We start from the raw sequence: 14,871 nt of genomic DNA, 5'->3' as shown, positions 1-14,871 counted from the left end.
CGCGCAGGGTCGCGCTCGCTTACCAGGCGGACCATACCATACCGGATCGTATGGTTCTTTGCGCAGGTGAGCGAGCGCGCGCGGAGCCCGGTCAGCCCACTTGCTGGGCGCACTTGGACAGCGCCTGCTCGGCCTCCTTGTTCCCCGTCAGGCCCTTGATGTCGTCGGCCGATTTGAGGGAGCCGTCCATGTAGCTTTGCAGGCTCTTCGCGTCACCGTATTTCAGGGCGACGTCCGCCAGGCAGGACAGGGCCGGCTCGGGCATGCCCTTCATGTCCGCCTCGGCCTTCAGCTTCTCCGTGAAGCTCGCCTTGTCCACGCCGCCGCCGCAGGAGGCGAGGCCGAGGGCGAGCGTCGTCGCCACGCATCCCAGCATGACGGAACGGACGGTACGGGAAAAACGCATGATGCGACCTTTCTGAGGTGCGGGAATCCACTGAATTCAAGGAGTAATTCGGCCACCCGGACATTTCACGGGCGGCCCCTCGTTCCTTGATCGAAAAAGGTACCATACGGAATGGTATGCCCTGTCGGGACGTACAATTCCCGCTGTGAATGGGACAATTGCGGCATCAGCGGTCAAATACGTGCTGGGCGCAAGCGAGGACCCCGAGCGGCTGGCCCGGGAGACCGGCCTGTCCGATCACGAGCTCCCCTCCCGCGTCCCCGCCGACGCCGTGGACGAGCTCTGGACCCGGGCGGCGAGGCTGAACGGCGACCCGGACTTCGGGCTGACGCTCGGGCGGGCGTACCAGCCGGGCACGTTCGGCCTGCTGGACTTCCTGTTCCTGAGCTCGGACACGCTGGCGGGCGCATTCGGCGCCGCCGTACGGAACGTGGGGGTGCTCTCCACGGGCGGGTCGTACGGCTGGAACGAGCACGACGGGCTGGTCACGCTGAGCCGGAGCCTGCCGACGCAGAACAGGCACGCGGTCACGTTCCTGCTCGGCTGGCAGCTCGCGCTCGTCCGCGTGGCCGCCGGCAAGCCGATCACCCCCGTCCACGTCGGGCTGGCTATGCCCGCGCCGCGCCGTCACGGGGACCTGGCCGAGGCCTACGGCTCCCCCGCCGTCGACTTCGGGCGGCCGGCCAACTCGCTGACCTTCCGCCGCTCCGAACTGGAGATCCCGCTGGTCGGAGCCGATCCGGTGACGGCGGCGATGCTGCGGCGCCGGGCCGCGCAGCTCCTCCCCGCCGAGGAGAGCTGGCGGGACAGGGTGCGGGCCTACCAGGCGCAGCATCTCGGCGACCTCGAAGCCGCGGCCAGGCACTTCGCGATCAGCCCGCGCAGGCTCCAGGAACTGCTCAAGCGGGAGGGCACGAGCTGGCGGCGTGAGCTCGAAGCGGTCCGCGGCGACCTGGCGGTGGAGATGCTGGGCGACGGTAGCCTGCCGACGGCGGTGATCGCGCGGCGGCTCGGATACTCGGACGAGCGGGCCTTCCGCCGGGCCTTCCGCCGCACGCACGGAAGGTCGCCCCAGCAGCATCGCGGGGGCGCGTGAAAGGTCCCCCGGACCACGCCTCCGGTCCTTACCGGCCGCCGCGGCGCGGCCGTACCTTCGCCCCCATGACGCAGAACACCACGCTGCAGCGCAGCAACGCGACCCGCTATTTCTTCGACGACCGCGACATGGACTTCATCTTCCAGTGGTCGCTGGGCGCGGCGAAGACCGGCGGGCTGGACTTCGGCGAGCTGTTCCACATCGCCTCCCGGATCGAGGACGGCGACACGGCCGGCTGGGTGGCGGAGTTCGAGGGCTTCGGCGACGCCCAGCGGGCCCTGGCCGAGCGGTGGGCCGGACAGGGCCGCAGGCGGAGCGCCGGCGAGGTCCTGATGAAGGCCTACTACGCCTACCGGCAGGCGTGGCAGTTCGCCGGCCGCGGCGAGCGGTTCCTCCCGTTGATCTCCAAGTACGAGGACGCCTTCAGGCGGGCCGTGGAGCTGCTGGCTCTCCCGATGACCTTCATCGAGGTGCCGTTCGAGGGCGCGTCGCTGCCGGGCCTGCGGATCGACGCCGGCCCCGGCACGCCCACGTTGATCGTGATCGGCGGCGGGGACACGAGCAAGGAGGACATGTACCACCTGGCCGGGCGCAACGCCTGGGAACGCGGCTACACCACGGTCATCGTCGACCTGCCGGGGCAGGGCAGCACGCCGCTGCGCGGGCTGCACCTGATGGCCGAGACCGAGCGGCCCGTCGGCGCGATCGTCGACCACCTGGTGGGGACCTACGGGCAGGACACCGCGAAGCTGGCGATCATCGGGTTCTCCGGCGGCGGCTACATGATCAGCCGGGCGCTGATGTTCGAACGCAGGATCGCCGCCGGGGTCGCCAGCACCCCGATCCTCGACTTCGGCGCGGTGCTGCCCGTCGAGGTGGTCGAGGCGATGGCGACCGACGGGGCGATGAAGGAGAGCTTCCGGATGTACCTGTGGCGCTCCGGCCTGGCCGAGCCCGTGGACTTCGCCCGTCTGCTGGCGACCTTCACCACCGACCCGGGCGAGATCCGCAGCGCGTTCCTGTCGATCGCCGGGCTGGGCGAGTCGCCCGTCCTCGTCGACCAGGCGCGGCGGTTCCACGAGGCGCTGCCGGTGGCGCGCAAGACCCTGCTGGAGTTCGACGCCGCCTCGGGCGCCGACGCGCACTGCCAGGTCAACAACCCGACCCGGCTCGCCCAGGAGGCCGTGGACTGGCTCGACGAGACGCTCGGCGTACGGGCCTGACCAGCCGGGCCCCGTCGCCCGTCACGGGCTCCCGGCCCGCCAGCCCCTGCCGATCATCCGGACCAGCGCCGGGTCCACGACCAGGCGGCGGAAGGGCCGGATGACGGCCATGTACGCCCTGCCGAACAGGCCGTTCGGCTTGACCAGCACCGCCATCTGCCCCCGGTGGCCACCCGTGCCGTCCGGGACCCAGCCGATGTGCATGACGGTGTGCACGGTGCGGTTGGCCAGCTCCGCCGCCCATTCGGCGCCGGTCAGGTAGACGGAGGTGAGCGGCACCGCGCGGGGGTCCGGGCCGCGCGGGCCGTCACGCAGGTCGGCGGGCAGCCGGTGACGCAGCGACTCCACCCGCGTGCCGACGCCCGAGCCCGGCCCGTCCCAGCCGAACAGCGCGCCGAGCCTCCAGCGCAGCGCGAACAGCCACCGGCTCGGCCCGGAGAACCGGCCCGCGCCGCCCGCCATCTGGGCGACCAGCCGGTCCAGGTCGCCGGGGCCGCCGGGCGTGGGCAGCGCCCACACGTCCTCCAGCCTGAAGTCGGGTGCCACGGCGTGGATGCGCCACGGGACGGAGGTGTGGGCGGTGTCCGGAAGTCTCATGAGCGGGCGGCCTCCCATTCGGCCATCAGGGCGAACAGCGCGAACCTGTCGAGCACCGGCTGGTCGGGGCGGATCTCGCGATAGCGCTGGTAGACGTTGACCACGGCCCGCTCGGCGTCCAGCCAGGCGGCGTACTGCGCCAGGTCGATCCCGAACGCCGCCTCCCGCAGGTCCAGGCCCTTGGCGTGGGCGGCGTCCGCCTGCTCGACGACGTGGCTCAGGTAGTCGCGTACGGCGCGGACGCCGGCGGCGTCGGTCACCGGGCCGTGGCCGGGCACGACGGTCGGCGCGTCCAGCGCGATCATCGTGTCGCAGGCGGCGATCCAGTTGGCGATCGGCCCGCTCCACACGATCGGCGTGCAGCCGACGAACAACAGGTCGCCGGCGAACAGCACGCCCGCGTCGGGAACGTGCACGACCGTGTCGGCCCCGGTGTGCGCGGGGCCGAGGTCGAGCAGGCGCACCTCCCGCCCGCCCACCTCGACGCTCAGCCGCCGCTCGAAGGTCTGGTCGGGGGCGCGCAGCCGGATGCCGCCGAAGTCGTAGTCGCCGAAGCGCGCGCGCAGGTAGCGCGAGAGCGCCGGCCCGAGGTCCATCACCTGGAGGGCTGCCGTCAGCTCCGGCGGCAGCTCGGTCCGCATCTCGTGGGCGGTGCCCTCGGCGGCGATGACGCGCACCGAGCCGGCCAGCAGCTGCCCGCCGTGCGTGTGGTCGCCGTTGGCGTGGGTGAGCACGTGGTGGCTGATGGGGTGCCGATCGGTGACGGGCCGCATGCCGTCGAGCATCGCGGCGGTGAGCCGCAGGTCGTACAGGGTGTCGACCAGCAGCGACGCGCCGTCTCCTGCGACCAGCCCGGCGTTGCTGCGGCCGTAGCCGCCGTCCGGCAGCAGCCACGCCCACACGCCGTCGCCGACCTGGTGCAGACCTTCGGTGTACGGCACGGCGGAGCGGGCCGGGTTGACCCGCGCGGGACGCGGGACGGCGGCCGGGTCGGGCCGCCGCGGCAGCGGGTGCGGGGCGGCGGCGGCGCGCACGGTCTGCCGCACCTCCCCCAGCCCGTCGGCGCGCAGCCGCACCACGTCGCCGTCCTTGAGCCAGCCGCGGAACGCGCCGAGGTCGCCGAAGTCGAGGTGTTCGAGCAGGCAGCAGCCGGGCACGGTGCCGGAGCCGAGGACGTCCCCGGGCCGGAGCTCCACGCCGCGCGAGGCGTACGAGACGACCTCGGCGAAGGACCAGTCCATGGCGTCGGTGCGGCCCTCGCCGACCACCTCGCCGTTGACCTCGGCGCGGACGCCGAGCGCGAGCCTGCCGTCCGGGCCCGTGGGCAGCTCGTCGGGGGTGACCAGCCACGGCCCGAGCGTGGTCGCCCCGTCCTTGCCCTTGGCCTGCCCGATCTTGAGCTGGCTCTCCAGCCCTTGCAGGTCGCGGGCGCTCCAGTCGCACATCAGCGTGTAGCCGGCGATGTGGCTCCCGGCCTGCTCGGGGGTCAGGTCGCGGCCCGGGGCGCCGATCACCGCGGCGATCTCCAGCTCGAAGTCGAACCAGGCGCTGCCCGGCGATACGGGCACGTCGTCGTGCGGCCCGACGACGGTGGCGGGGTTGCCGAAGTAGAAGGCCGGGATCTCGTACCAGGTCGGTTCGAGCTCGCCGGAGGCGCCCATGGCGCGCAGGCAGCCGCGCATGTGGTCGAGGAAGCACAGGCAGTCGCGGATGGACGGGGGCGTGGGGATCGGCGCCTTCAGCGTGACGCCGGCCAGCGGGACGACCTCGCCCGGCTCTGCCAGTGCTCGCTCCCCCGCCTCCCGCAGCCCGCCGGCGAGCAGCCCGGCGAGCGTGACGCCGGGCGGGAGGGGGTGGACGAGGTCACCGTCGAGGACCCCGGCTCGGTCGCCGTCGGCGGTGGCATAGGTGACGAAGCGCACGATGCTCTCCTGTGTTGGCCAACATAGAATATGATTGCTAGCACACAAGGAGGGTGTGTGACAACGCGACGAGAGCAGACCAGCCACGAGAGCCGCGAGCTGATCCTCACCGCGGCCGCGGAGCTGTTCGCCGAGAAGGGCTACCGGCAGACGACGTTCGTCGACGTGGCCGAGCGGTCCGGGATCAGCAGGGGCTCCATCCCCTGGCACTTCGGCAGCAAGGAGGGGCTGCTCCTGGCCGTGCTCGAACGCTCGGTGGCGGCGATCCGCGCGGGCCTCGACGCCGACGAGCCGGATCCCGGGCCGCTCTGGGAGGCGGAGGACGAGTTCGAGGCGCTGTTCACCGCGCCGACCACCAAGCTGTTCGTCACGCTCCTGGTCGAGGCGCTGGAGCCGGGCTCCCCCATCCAGAGCCGCTACGCGGAGATCCACGCCACCCTGCGCGAGCACCTCCGGCGCAGGCTGCGACGGGCGCCGCTGCCCGCCGGGGTGTCGGCCGACGCGCTGGCCGTGGTGATCGTCGGCGCGGGCATCGGCATCTTCCAGCAGTGGCTGCTGGCGCCCGACCGGGTCGACGCCGGGCAGGCGCTCGCGACGCTCCGCACGATGGTGGCCGCGCTGGTGCCCTGATCGGCGTCCCGCAGGCGTCCCGCAGGCATCGCGGATCAGCGCCGTGTCGGCCCGCCGACGGCGCGGGCGGCCAGGGACTCCAGCTCGGCCACCGCCAGGTCGGCGGCCGTCTCGGCGGCGATCTCGTCCGCCAGCCGGCGCGCCTCGCGCCGGAAGGAGCCGTCGTGCAGGACCCGGCCGGCCGCGCGGGCGATCGTCCTGGCCGAGGCGCCCTTGCCCACGACCAGCCCGGCCCCGGCGTGCTCGACGCGGCGGGCGACCTCGCCCTGGTCCCGGCCGAGCGGCACGCAGACCAGGGGCACGCCCGCCGCCAGGGACTTGACGGCCGTGCCGTGCCCGGCGTGGGTGATCGTCAGCGCGGCGTGGGGCAGGACGGCGCTGTGCGGGGCCGTGGCGGTGACCAGCACGTTGCCGGGCGCGCGGACCGTCGCCGGGTCCACGGCCGGGCCGGTGGTCAGCAGCCCGCGCACCGGCAGCGTGCCGAGGGCCTGGGCGATGCGGTCGAGCAGCGCGCGCTGGTTCATGAACGTCGAGCTGAGGCTGACCAGCGCCAGCGGCGCGTCGCCCGGGGGCAGCTCCAGCTCCCCCACCCAGACGGGGTCGTCCAGCCGGGGCCCGGCGTGGCGGACGTGGTCGGGGAAGCGCCGCCCCGGGTAGTCGAGCGCGCGCGGCGACAGCACGAGGAACCGGTCGACGCGGGCGAACGCGCTGATGACCGACTCCACCGGCCGCAGCCCGTGGGCGGTGCGGGCCGCGTTGAGCGCCGGCAGGCCCTTGGCCCACGGCCTGAGCGTCATCTCCGCCACGATCCGGTCACGCAGGCGGGCCAGCGGGCCGGTGGCGGGCTTGAGGCCGGGCCCGAACGGCGGCGCCCCGGGGGTGGCGAACGGGTAGAGGGTCGTGCCGAGGGCGGCCACCGGGATCCCGGCGGCCTCACCGGCGGTGAGCGTACCCAGCAGGGAGAAGTCGGAGACCAGCACGTCGGCCGGGTGGGCGCGCAGCTCGGCCAGCGTGTCGCGGGCGAAGTCGGCCGCGGGCCCGCAGACGAGCCGGTCGCGCAGCCGGGCGAACGCGCCCATCGGCGTGCGGGCCTCGAAGTCCTTCAGCAGGTCCTGCGCCGGGTCGGTGGTGTCGCCCTGGGGCGCCGTCGTCCAGGCGACGGGCTCCGCGCCGGTGGCGGCGACCTCGTCGTGCAGCGACCTGTCCGCCAGCATCCGGACGCGGTGGCCGCGCTCGCGCAGCGCGCGGGCGACCGAGAGGGTGGGCGGCACGGCTCCGCCGCCGGACCAGGTGGCGAACAGGAAACTGCTACTCATGGTCACTCTTTCGCGGGTCGATCGAGGTCAGCAGGTCACGCATGGCGCGTTCGGCTTCGGCGCGGGGCAGGCCGAGGTCACGCCGCCACAGCTTCCACAGGCAGACGTCGGTGGCGGCGTAGTGCAGGTTCAGCGCGTGCTCGCGGGCGGGGCCGCCGGCGGGGAGCCGGTCGGCGAAGACGCGCTCCAGCCAGGCCCGGTGCTGGGCGCGGGCGTGGGCGGCGGCCCTGCCGATGGCCGGGACGCGGTCGACCTGCGCGATCCACAGCGTCACGGCGTCGCCGTCGCGCTCGTAGTCGTCGAACAGCGCCGCCACGATCGCCGCCACGTCGCCGGCCGGGGCCTGGCGGGTGTCGGAGATCCGGGCGGCGAGCCAGTCGGCGACGGCGTCGGCCAGCTCCTCCTTGCCGCCGAAGCGGTTGACGATCGTCTGCACGGACACGCCCGCCGCGTCCGCGACGTGCTGCAGCGTGACGTCGTCGTACCAGTGGCGCATCCACAGCCCCGCCGCCGCCTCCAGCACCCGCGCGCGGGTGGCCTCCACGGCGGCGGCGCGGGCTCCCATCCGGTACGGACGCCTGCTCCCAGTTTGCATGGAGTCATTACTATATTCAATTGGGTCGCCGGTCAAATGAAAAACGGGGCCCGCCGGTGACGGCGAGCCCCTGAACGCGATCTACCCCTCAGCGAGGATGACCGTGGCGTACCGGTATCTCGTGCTGCCGTTCTCGTCACCCCAGTGCGCGCGGCCGACCATGACCTCGCCGGGGGTGCCGTGCGAGTAGTGGCTGCTCTCCTTGAGGTTCCCCGTCCACACGTGGGCCGCCAGCCGCAACTGCCGCCCCTGCCAGTGGAGGGTGGCGGGCCGGTACCGCGTGCTGCCGTTCTCGTCCCCCGTGTGCCACCTGCCGGCGATCGCCTGGTCGGCGGGCGTCTCGTAGAACGAGCTGCTCTCCTTCTGCGGCTCGCTCCACGCCCCCGGCGAGACCACGGCCTGCTCCCCGTTGACGAGGACCCGGCTGCAGTAGTAGGTCGTGTAGCCGTTCTCGTCGCCGCTGTGCTTGCGCCCCGTGATCACCTCGTTCAGCGGGCAGGTGAACGCCACGCCGCTCGACTCCTTGAACGTGGAGGTGTGCTGGAGCTGGGTCGTGATCGTCACCTCCGCGCTCTGCGAGGTGGTCGCGGCCGCGGGGGCCGCAGGCAGGGCGGCCAGGGCGGCCGTCGCCGCTACAGCGGATAGCACCTTCTTGTACACGCTCTTCGTCCTCCGGTTTCGTTTCCGATGTCGTCCGGTGGGCACCGAGTGCGTGAGCTTTTCAGCGCACGCCATCCCGCGCGATCGGTGACGCCCCGTTTGTCCCGTACTGCGGGCACGGCGCCTGGAAGGCGCCGCATGGGATGGTGATCACATGCTGGCCGTTGAGGCGCCGCCGATTCGTCCGCCTGACGGGTGATCTCCGATCCGCCGCGCGGATTACCTCCCGCCGGTGCGCGCCGGAGGTCTCGCTCGCGTGAGGGTCAGCCGGTGGCCGGCGTGGGCTGGCTCGCCTCGGGCTCGGGCAGCCAGGCGTCGTCGGGCGCGGCGAGCCAGTCGTGGGCGGCGGCGAGGTCGTCCACGGCCCGGTGCAGGGCGCGCAGGCCGGGATGGTCGCCGTCGGCCCGCCAGATCATCATCCACGGGAACACCGCGACCGGCTCGACCAGCGGGCGCAGCACCGCGCCGGGGATCGCGGGCTGGGTGGTCAGGGTGAGGATGGGCGCGTCACGATCGCGGATGTGCTGGGCGAGCTCGTCGCCGCCCCGCACGTGCGGGTGCGCCATCGCCGGGTCGACCCCGAACGGCGCCAGCAACTGCAGGACGGCGTGCTCCCACCCGGGCGTCGCGTGGTCGCCGGCCCGGATGCACGGGCTGGTGCCGCGCAACGACTCCAGCGGCACGGCCGGCAGCCTGGCCAGGGGGTGCAGCTCGGGCACCAGCACCGCGATGGGCTCGTGGCGTACGGGACGCTGGCGCAGGCCCTCGAGCGCGCCCGGGCCGCGGCCGAACGTGACGTCCAGCCGCCCGTCCAGCAGCAGCGGCGACGCCGCCTCGGTGCCGTTGTGGAAGCGGGCGAAGAACTCCACCTCGGGCGCGAGCCGGCGCGCGGCGGCCAGCACCAGCGCGGGCGTGAGGCCGGAGCCGACGACGTCGACGGTGAGCGAGCGGGGTTCGCCGCGCAGCTCCAGCATGGTCGCGTCGTAGAGCCCGAGGATCTCGCGGGCCCGCGCCAGCAGGAGGCGGCCCTCCGGCGTGAGCGTCACCCGGCGGGTGGTGCGTTCCAGCAGTTTGCGGCCCACCCGGTCCTCCAGCCTGCGCACGTCGCGGCTGAGCGCCTGCTGCGCCACGAACAGGCGCTGGGCCGCCCGGCTGAAGTGCAACTCCTCGGCCACGGCCACGTAGTGGCGCAGCAGGCGGATCTCCACGTCGTCAGGCATGCCTCCTTCCTAGCCGATTGACGCAGCCGGTGCGTGAATCGGCTTCGAACAGGTGTTGGACCCGCGCGGGGGGCCAACACCAGGATCGAGGCATGGCCGGACGAGGAACGATCACGCTCAGCTACGGGCTGACGGGCGTCATGAACGCGCTGTGGGGCGCCACGCTCCCGGCGACCGACGCGCGCCTGGAGCTCGGGCCTGGCCGGGTCAGCGCGCTGCTGATGGCGCTGGCCGTCGGCGCGCTCGTGGCCATGCCGGTGGTGGGCCGCCTGGCCGACCGCTGGACCGGGCGGGCCCTGCTGCGCGTCTGCGCCCCGGCGGCGGCGCTCGCGCTGACCGGGCCGGCGCTCGCGGCGGACGCGGGGACGCTGATGGCCTCGGCGGTGGTGTTCGGGATGCTGTCCGGGCTGCTCAACGTGGCACTCAGCCTCCAGGCGGCGGCCGTCGAGCGGACGCTCGACCGGCCGATCATGGCGGGCGTGCACGGCGCCTGGACGCTCGGCGCGGTCGCGGGCGGCGCGGTCGTCACGGCGGCCCTGCGCGCGGGCGTCGACGTGCGGGTGCTGATGGCGGCGGGCGCGCTCGCCCTGACCGCCGCCCTGACCGCCGTGAAGGGCGCCCCGGACGCCCCCGCGCCCCCGGCCCCGCCCGTGCCCGGCATCCGGGCGCCGGGGCGGCTGCTCCTGCTGGGCGTGATCGGCGCGGCGGCGTTCGTCAGCGAGGGCGCCGCCACCGACTGGGCCGGGCTGCACGCCACGCGCGTCCTGGGCGCGGACCCGGCCACCGGCTCGCTCGTCTACACGGTCTTCTTCGTCGCGATGACGGTCGTGCGCTTCACCGGCGACGCCCTGCGCTCGCGGCTCGGCGCCGGCCGCACGATCCGGCTGGCCGGCTCGACCGCCACCGTCGGCTACGGCCTCGTCCTGCTCGCCGGCACGCTGCCCGCGAGCGCGCGGGTGGAGTGCGCGATGGCGGGCTGGGCGCTCGCGGGCGCCGGCATGGCCGTCGTCTGGCCGGTCGTGGCCAGCCGGCTGGGCGCCGCCGGCGGCGCCGCCCGCCGGCTGTCGGCCGTCACCACCATCAGCTACGGCGGCGGCCTCGTCGGCCCCGCCCTCATCGGGTACGTCGCGACGACCGCGACGCTGTCCCTCGCCCTGGTGATCCCGGCGGCGCTCGCGCTGCTCGTGGCCACCGTCGCCCCACCCCTGCTGAACGCGGTCACCAGGACCGCGTCCGACACCCTGTCCAGGAGGACATCATGACCGTTTCCAGGCTCCGCGTCCCGGACGCCCGCCTGCACTTCGAGGTACGCGGCCGGGGCCCGCTCGTGGCGCTCGTCGGCGCGCCGATGGATGCCGACGCCTTCGCCCCGCTGGCCGACCTGCTCGCCGCCGACCACACCGTGCTCACCGCGGACCCGCGCGGCATCAGGCGCAGCGTGCTCGACGACCCCGCCCAGGACTCCACCCCCGAGCTGCGCGCCGACGACCTGCACCGGCTGCTCGCCCACGTGGACGCCGGGCCCGCCGTGGTGTTCGGTTCCAGCGGCGGCGCCGTCACCGCGCTCGCCCACGCCCAGGCCCACCCCGGGCAGCTGCGCGGCGTCATCGCCCACGAACCGCCGCTCGTCGAGCTCCTGGACGACCGCGACAAGCTGCACGCCCAGACCGACGACATGGTCGCCGCCTACCTCGGCGGCGACGTCATCGGGGCGTGGGCGGCGTTCATGGCACAGGCGGACATCACGCTGCCCGAAGGGGCGCTGGAGATGATGTTCGGCGGCGAACGCGATCCGCAGCACGTCGCCGACGAGCGCCGCTGGTTCGCCCACGAGCTGCGCGGCACCACCCGCTGGCGGCCCGACCTGGGCCTGCTCCGCTCCGCGCCCGGCCTGGTCATCGGGGTCGGCGCGGAGTCGGCCGGGCAGCTCTGCGACCGCGCCTCCCGCGCGCTGGGGACCGCGCTCGGCCTCGACGCCGTCGTGTTCCCTGGCGACCACACGGGCTTCGCCGACGACCCCGCGGCGTTCGCCCCCGTCCTGCGCGCCGTCCTGGCCCGGCTCTGACAGCTCCGGGTACGTACACATGGGTCGGCGCTTTCGATCGATACGTGAGCGAAACCGCTAGATTGGGCGGGACAAGCTCATCGGATGGCGAGGTCGAAGGTGCCGATCGGACAAGATGCCCGCAGGCCGGGACGGTACGCGTGGATGCTGGCGCTGGGCGCGGTCGTGCTCGTGGTGGACCAGCTCTCCAAGTTCTGGGCCCTGTCGGCGCTGTCCGGCGGCCGGACCGTCACGGTGATCCCGGATCTGATCCGGCTGCGGCTGCTGTTCAACCCCGGCGCCGCGTTCTCCATCGGTGAGGGCGTGACGTGGGTGTTCACGCTGACGGCCGCGGCGGCCGTCGGCGGCATCCTCTACACCGGGCGGCGGCTGCGCTCGTCCGCCTGGACCGTCGTGCTCGGCGCGCTGCTGGGCGGCGCCGCCTCCCACCTGCTCGACCGCCTGTTCCGCCCGCCGGCGTTCGCGCAGGGGCACGTCGTCGACTTCATCGACTACGGCGGGCTGTTCGTCGGCAACGTGGCGGACATCGCCCTCACCGTGAGCTGCGCCCTGCTCGTGCTGCTCACCGTGCGCGGCATCCCCCTCGGCGCGGAGGCCGAGGAGCGGCCCTCCACCTGACCTCCCCGGCCGTCCCTCAGGCGCCTTCGGAGGTCAGCGCGGCCAGGTGGGCGCGGAGCACGGCGAGCATGGTGCCGGGGTCGAGCCGGTCAGGATAGAACGCGCCCTCCAGCGACAGCCCGTCGAGCAGCGCGCACAGGCGGCGGGCCTCCACCGCGACGTCCGCGCCCGGCCGCAGCCGGCCCGACCGGCGCCCGCCTTCCAGGACCTTGGTGGTGAGCGCGAGCAGCCCGTCGTACAGCTCGTCGGCGTGGGCGCGCAGCTCCGGCCGTGAGCGGGCGGCGGCGGCGAACGACAGCCAGACGACGGCCTCCGTGCGGCGCTCGTCGTCCAGCGGCAGCATCTCCGCCAGCATGCTGACGACGGTCTCGCGCCGCTCGCCCTCGCTGATCGGCGCGGCCGGGTCCAGCAGCAGCTCCGCGTGCGCGGTCAGCCGGGCCAGCAGCCGCGCGGCCATCTCCCGCATCGCGAACACCATCAGCTCGGTGTGCCCGGCGAAGTAGTGCCGCACCGAGCCGATGGCCAGCCCGGCCTCGGCGGCGACGTTGCGCAGCGACGCCTGCTCCAGGCCGTCGCGGCAGATCACGCGGAACACGGCCTCGGCGACGGCCTGCCGCCGTTCCTCCGGGTCGACGATTTTCGGCACCCCCTCTTTATAGCACGGCCATGCTATGTTCTGATTTAGCATGGTCGTGCTATCAGCGGAGGTGTCATGAGCGGAACCCTGCTCGCGGTGGTCGTCGTCGTCCTGGTCGTCGCCGTGGTGATCCGGCGGTTCCGGGGGGAGCCGCTCAACGCCCGGGACCTGTTCGTCCCGCCCGTCGCGCTCGTCGGCATCGGCACGTACACCCTGGTCAACAACGTGCGGCCGGAGGGGGCCGACCTGGCGTGGGTGGTGGCCGGGGCCGTCACGGGCCTGCTGCTGGGCGCGCTGCGCGGGCTCACCCCGCGCCTGTTCGTCCGCGACGGCCACCTCTGGCAGCGCTACACCGCCTGGACGCTGCTCGTGTGGGCCGCCTCCGTCGCGGTCAACGCCGGCCTCGGCGTCCTGGCCACGGCGGCGGGCACACCCGGCCAGATGCGCCCGATGACCCTGTCCATCGGCGTCAGCCTGCTCGGCGAGGGCCTGGTCCTGGCCCTGCGCGCCCGCGCCACCGGCGCCCCGTTCGCCCCCGCCGAGGACGGCTCCCCCCTCGACCGGCTCACCCGCCGCCGCCCCTGACCGGCGGACGGCAGCGGGGCCGGGCAGGCGTACGGGCGGCTCAGCGCGGGTCGCCGGTGAGGATCCACAGGTGGCCGAACGGGTCACGGACCCGGCCCGAGCGCTTGCCGTACGGCCGGTTCTCGATCGGCACGACCACCTCGGCGCCGTGGGCGGTCATACGCTCGCCGACGGCGTCCGGGTCGTCGACCTCGATCTCCAAGAGAACGGCGGAGCCGCCGAGGTCGTCGGGTGACAGCCACCCCCACGCGGAGACGGCCGGCGAGACGCGGAAGGACGATGCGCCGAGGCGGTGGTCGATCACGCTGGGCCGGCCGTCGTCCTCCCGGGGAGCGCTGAACACCTGCTCGGCGCCGAGGGCGGCCTGGTAGAACGCCGACGCGCGGTCCGGGTCGGGCACGACGAGACGGGGACGGAGACGAAGGTCGGAAGTCATGCGCCCATCGTCGGGCCGGGCGGAGGCAGGGGTATTGAAGATTTGGGAACCAGACCTTCGGCACGCAGCCACTCGGCCGGCGCGCACCCGGCCATGGCCCGCCATTCCCGGGTGAAGTGCGCCTGGTCGGCGAACCCCGACGCCGCGGCCACCGCCGCCAGGCTGACCGTCCCGGCGCGGGCGGCGGCCACGAGCCTGCCCCGGGCGGCCTCGAACCGGAGGAGCCGCTGATACTCCTTCGGCGTCACGCCCAGCCCGGCCCGGACCGTGGCGCTCAGGTGACGCCGGGAGCACCCGAGCAGCCGGGCCGCCTCCTGCACCCGGCCGGTCCCGGACAGCGCCGCCAGCGTGGCCCGCAGTCCGGGGCCGCCGGTGCTCGCCCGGTGCCGGGCCAGCCCGGCGATCAGCGCGCCTTCGACCAGGGCCCGGCGTTGCGGCCAGGACCGGCAGGCCACCAGCCGCTCGGGCAGGTGCGCCATCGCCGGGGCCACCTCGGCGAGATCGGCGACCTGCCCGGCCAGCGCCGACGCCGGCACCCCCAGCAGCGCGGCGGCGCCCGGCGGGCTCAGCGTCAGCCACACGCCGCGCGTCCCGCCCTCCTGCCTCAGCTCGGCCGGGTCCAGGTGCAGCCCGGCGACCACGGCCCGGAACCGTTCGCGCGAGGCGGGCCGCCCGAGCCACGCGATCTCCAGCGCGTCCGCCTCCGGGATCGTGACCGTCACCGTGGACGAGGGCAGCCCGCGATGGAGGCCGGCCGGTCCGGGGCCGAGCTCGTACGGGCTCAGCGTCGCCACGAACGGCGCCAGAGCGGCGGACCTCTGCTGAGCAGGCACGACGGTCACCTCTCCACCCTAGGGCGGCCTGG

17 protein-coding genes are annotated in these 14,871 nt (G+C 74.2%); 7 read left to right on the top strand and 10 right to left on the bottom strand.

Going from position 1 to position 14,871, the window contains the following annotated elements:
* Positions 1-91: 91 nt before the first annotated feature.
* A complete protein-coding gene (locus tag ACWDXC_RS34875) occupies positions 92-364 on the bottom strand; it encodes a hypothetical protein (protein WP_219512985.1) in 273 nt (90 codons plus the stop codon).
* Between the two features lie 187 nt (positions 365-551).
* Between ACWDXC_RS34875 and ACWDXC_RS34870 the strand changes: the two genes are divergently transcribed.
* The gene (locus ACWDXC_RS34870; protein WP_449989299.1) at positions 552-1,502 is read left to right on the top strand and encodes an AraC family transcriptional regulator ligand-binding domain-containing protein; all 951 of its coding nucleotides are present in this window, start codon (positions 552-554) and stop codon (positions 1,500-1,502) included.
* A gap of 65 nt (positions 1,503-1,567) precedes the next feature.
* The gene (locus ACWDXC_RS34865) at positions 1,568-2,725 is read left to right on the top strand and encodes an alpha/beta hydrolase family protein (RefSeq protein ID WP_449989296.1); all 1,158 of its coding nucleotides are present in this window, start codon (positions 1,568-1,570) and stop codon (positions 2,723-2,725) included.
* Positions 2,726-2,746: 21 nt separating this feature from the next.
* On the opposite strand, the gene ACWDXC_RS34860 is transcribed toward ACWDXC_RS34865, so the two are convergent.
* Entirely contained in the window at positions 2,747-3,322 is a 576-nt protein-coding gene (locus ACWDXC_RS34860; RefSeq protein ID WP_219513023.1) for a DUF2867 domain-containing protein, read from the bottom strand.
* On the bottom strand, positions 3,319-5,244 hold the full coding sequence (locus ACWDXC_RS34855; RefSeq protein WP_449989293.1) for a fumarylacetoacetate hydrolase family protein: 1,926 nt from the start codon (positions 5,242-5,244) through the stop codon (positions 3,319-3,321). Before ACWDXC_RS34855 ends, ACWDXC_RS34860 begins: the two co-directional genes overlap by 4 nt.
* 57 nt (positions 5,245-5,301) lie before the next feature.
* Here ACWDXC_RS34855 and ACWDXC_RS34850 point away from each other — a divergent pair, with 57 nt between their 5' ends.
* On the top strand, positions 5,302-5,874 hold the full coding sequence (locus tag ACWDXC_RS34850) for a TetR/AcrR family transcriptional regulator (protein ID WP_449989291.1): 573 nt from the start codon (positions 5,302-5,304) through the stop codon (positions 5,872-5,874).
* 35 nt (positions 5,875-5,909) lie between these two features.
* On the opposite strand, the gene ACWDXC_RS34845 is transcribed toward ACWDXC_RS34850, so the two are convergent.
* The 4 genes from ACWDXC_RS34845 to ACWDXC_RS34830 form a co-directional block, all read right to left on the bottom strand.
* Entirely contained in the window at positions 5,910-7,190 is a 1,281-nt protein-coding gene (locus tag ACWDXC_RS34845) for a glycosyltransferase (RefSeq protein WP_449989288.1), read from the bottom strand.
* Positions 7,183-7,785, bottom strand: coding sequence for a TetR/AcrR family transcriptional regulator (locus tag ACWDXC_RS34840; protein ID WP_449989285.1), 603 nt, complete (start codon positions 7,783-7,785; stop codon positions 7,183-7,185). Before ACWDXC_RS34840 ends, ACWDXC_RS34845 begins: the two co-directional genes overlap by 8 nt.
* A gap of 81 nt (positions 7,786-7,866) precedes the next feature.
* On the bottom strand, positions 7,867-8,445 hold the full coding sequence (locus ACWDXC_RS34835; RefSeq protein ID WP_449989283.1) for a hypothetical protein: 579 nt from the start codon (positions 8,443-8,445) through the stop codon (positions 7,867-7,869).
* Between the two features lie 263 nt (positions 8,446-8,708).
* Positions 8,709-9,665: a LysR family transcriptional regulator gene (locus tag ACWDXC_RS34830; RefSeq protein WP_364179944.1), complete on the bottom strand. Its 957-nt coding sequence runs from the start codon at positions 9,663-9,665 to the stop codon at positions 8,709-8,711.
* Between the two features lie 92 nt (positions 9,666-9,757).
* Between ACWDXC_RS34830 and ACWDXC_RS34825 the strand changes: the two genes are divergently transcribed.
* The 3 genes from ACWDXC_RS34825 (at position 9,758) to ACWDXC_RS34815 (ending at position 12,348) form a co-directional block, all read left to right on the top strand.
* The gene (locus ACWDXC_RS34825) at positions 9,758-10,927 is read left to right on the top strand and encodes an MFS transporter (RefSeq protein ID WP_449989280.1); all 1,170 of its coding nucleotides are present in this window, start codon (positions 9,758-9,760) and stop codon (positions 10,925-10,927) included.
* A complete protein-coding gene (locus ACWDXC_RS34820; RefSeq protein ID WP_449989277.1) occupies positions 10,924-11,730 on the top strand; it encodes an alpha/beta fold hydrolase in 807 nt (268 codons plus the stop codon). Before ACWDXC_RS34825 ends, ACWDXC_RS34820 begins: the two co-directional genes overlap by 4 nt.
* 84 nt (positions 11,731-11,814) lie before the next feature.
* Positions 11,815-12,348, top strand: a complete 534-nt coding sequence (locus ACWDXC_RS34815) for a signal peptidase II (RefSeq protein ID WP_449989274.1) — start codon at positions 11,815-11,817, stop codon at positions 12,346-12,348.
* Positions 12,349-12,364: 16 nt separating this feature from the next.
* On the opposite strand, the gene ACWDXC_RS34810 is transcribed toward ACWDXC_RS34815, so the two are convergent.
* Entirely contained in the window at positions 12,365-12,994 is a 630-nt protein-coding gene (locus tag ACWDXC_RS34810) for a TetR/AcrR family transcriptional regulator (protein ID WP_449989271.1), read from the bottom strand.
* Positions 12,995-13,060: 66 nt separating this feature from the next.
* Here ACWDXC_RS34810 and ACWDXC_RS34805 point away from each other — a divergent pair, with 66 nt between their 5' ends.
* A complete protein-coding gene (locus tag ACWDXC_RS34805; protein WP_449989270.1) occupies positions 13,061-13,570 on the top strand; it encodes a hypothetical protein in 510 nt (169 codons plus the stop codon).
* Positions 13,571-13,610: 40 nt separating this feature from the next.
* On the opposite strand, the gene ACWDXC_RS34800 is transcribed toward ACWDXC_RS34805, so the two are convergent.
* Both ACWDXC_RS34800 and ACWDXC_RS34795 read right to left on the bottom strand, forming a co-directional pair.
* Complete coding sequence (locus tag ACWDXC_RS34800; RefSeq protein WP_449989267.1) at positions 13,611-14,006, bottom strand: VOC family protein; 396 nt, start codon at positions 14,004-14,006, stop codon at positions 13,611-13,613.
* Positions 14,003-14,839 (bottom strand): helix-turn-helix domain-containing protein, encoded by an 837-nt coding sequence (locus ACWDXC_RS34795; protein WP_449989264.1) that lies wholly within the window; start codon positions 14,837-14,839, stop codon positions 14,003-14,005. Before ACWDXC_RS34795 ends, ACWDXC_RS34800 begins: the two co-directional genes overlap by 4 nt.
* Positions 14,840-14,871: the final 32 nt, after the last annotated feature.

This window comes from Nonomuraea sp. NPDC003214 (genome assembly GCF_053590035.1).
This window is presented reverse-complemented; position numbering and strand designations above follow the sequence as displayed.

Coding starts and splice junctions, on each gene's coding strand:
- ACWDXC_RS34865 (WP_449989296.1), top strand. CDS start 1,568: ATGACGCAGAACACCACGCTGCAGCGCAGCAACGCGACCCGCTATTTC.
- ACWDXC_RS34860 (WP_219513023.1), bottom strand. CDS start 3,322: ATGAGACTTCCGGACACCGCCCACACCTCCGTCCCGTGGCGCATCCAC.
- ACWDXC_RS34845 (WP_449989288.1), bottom strand. CDS start 7,190: ATGAGTAGCAGTTTCCTGTTCGCCACCTGGTCCGGCGGCGGAGCCGTG.
- ACWDXC_RS34840 (WP_449989285.1), bottom strand. CDS start 7,785: ATGCAAACTGGGAGCAGGCGTCCGTACCGGATGGGAGCCCGCGCCGCC.
- ACWDXC_RS34830 (WP_364179944.1), bottom strand. CDS start 9,665: ATGCCTGACGACGTGGAGATCCGCCTGCTGCGCCACTACGTGGCCGTG.
- ACWDXC_RS34825 (WP_449989280.1), top strand. CDS start 9,758: ATGGCCGGACGAGGAACGATCACGCTCAGCTACGGGCTGACGGGCGTC.
- ACWDXC_RS34820 (WP_449989277.1), top strand. CDS start 10,924: ATGACCGTTTCCAGGCTCCGCGTCCCGGACGCCCGCCTGCACTTCGAG.
- ACWDXC_RS34815 (WP_449989274.1), top strand. CDS start 11,815: ATGGCGAGGTCGAAGGTGCCGATCGGACAAGATGCCCGCAGGCCGGGA.
- ACWDXC_RS34805 (WP_449989270.1), top strand. CDS start 13,061: ATGAGCGGAACCCTGCTCGCGGTGGTCGTCGTCGTCCTGGTCGTCGCC.
- ACWDXC_RS34800 (WP_449989267.1), bottom strand. CDS start 14,006: ATGACTTCCGACCTTCGTCTCCGTCCCCGTCTCGTCGTGCCCGACCCG.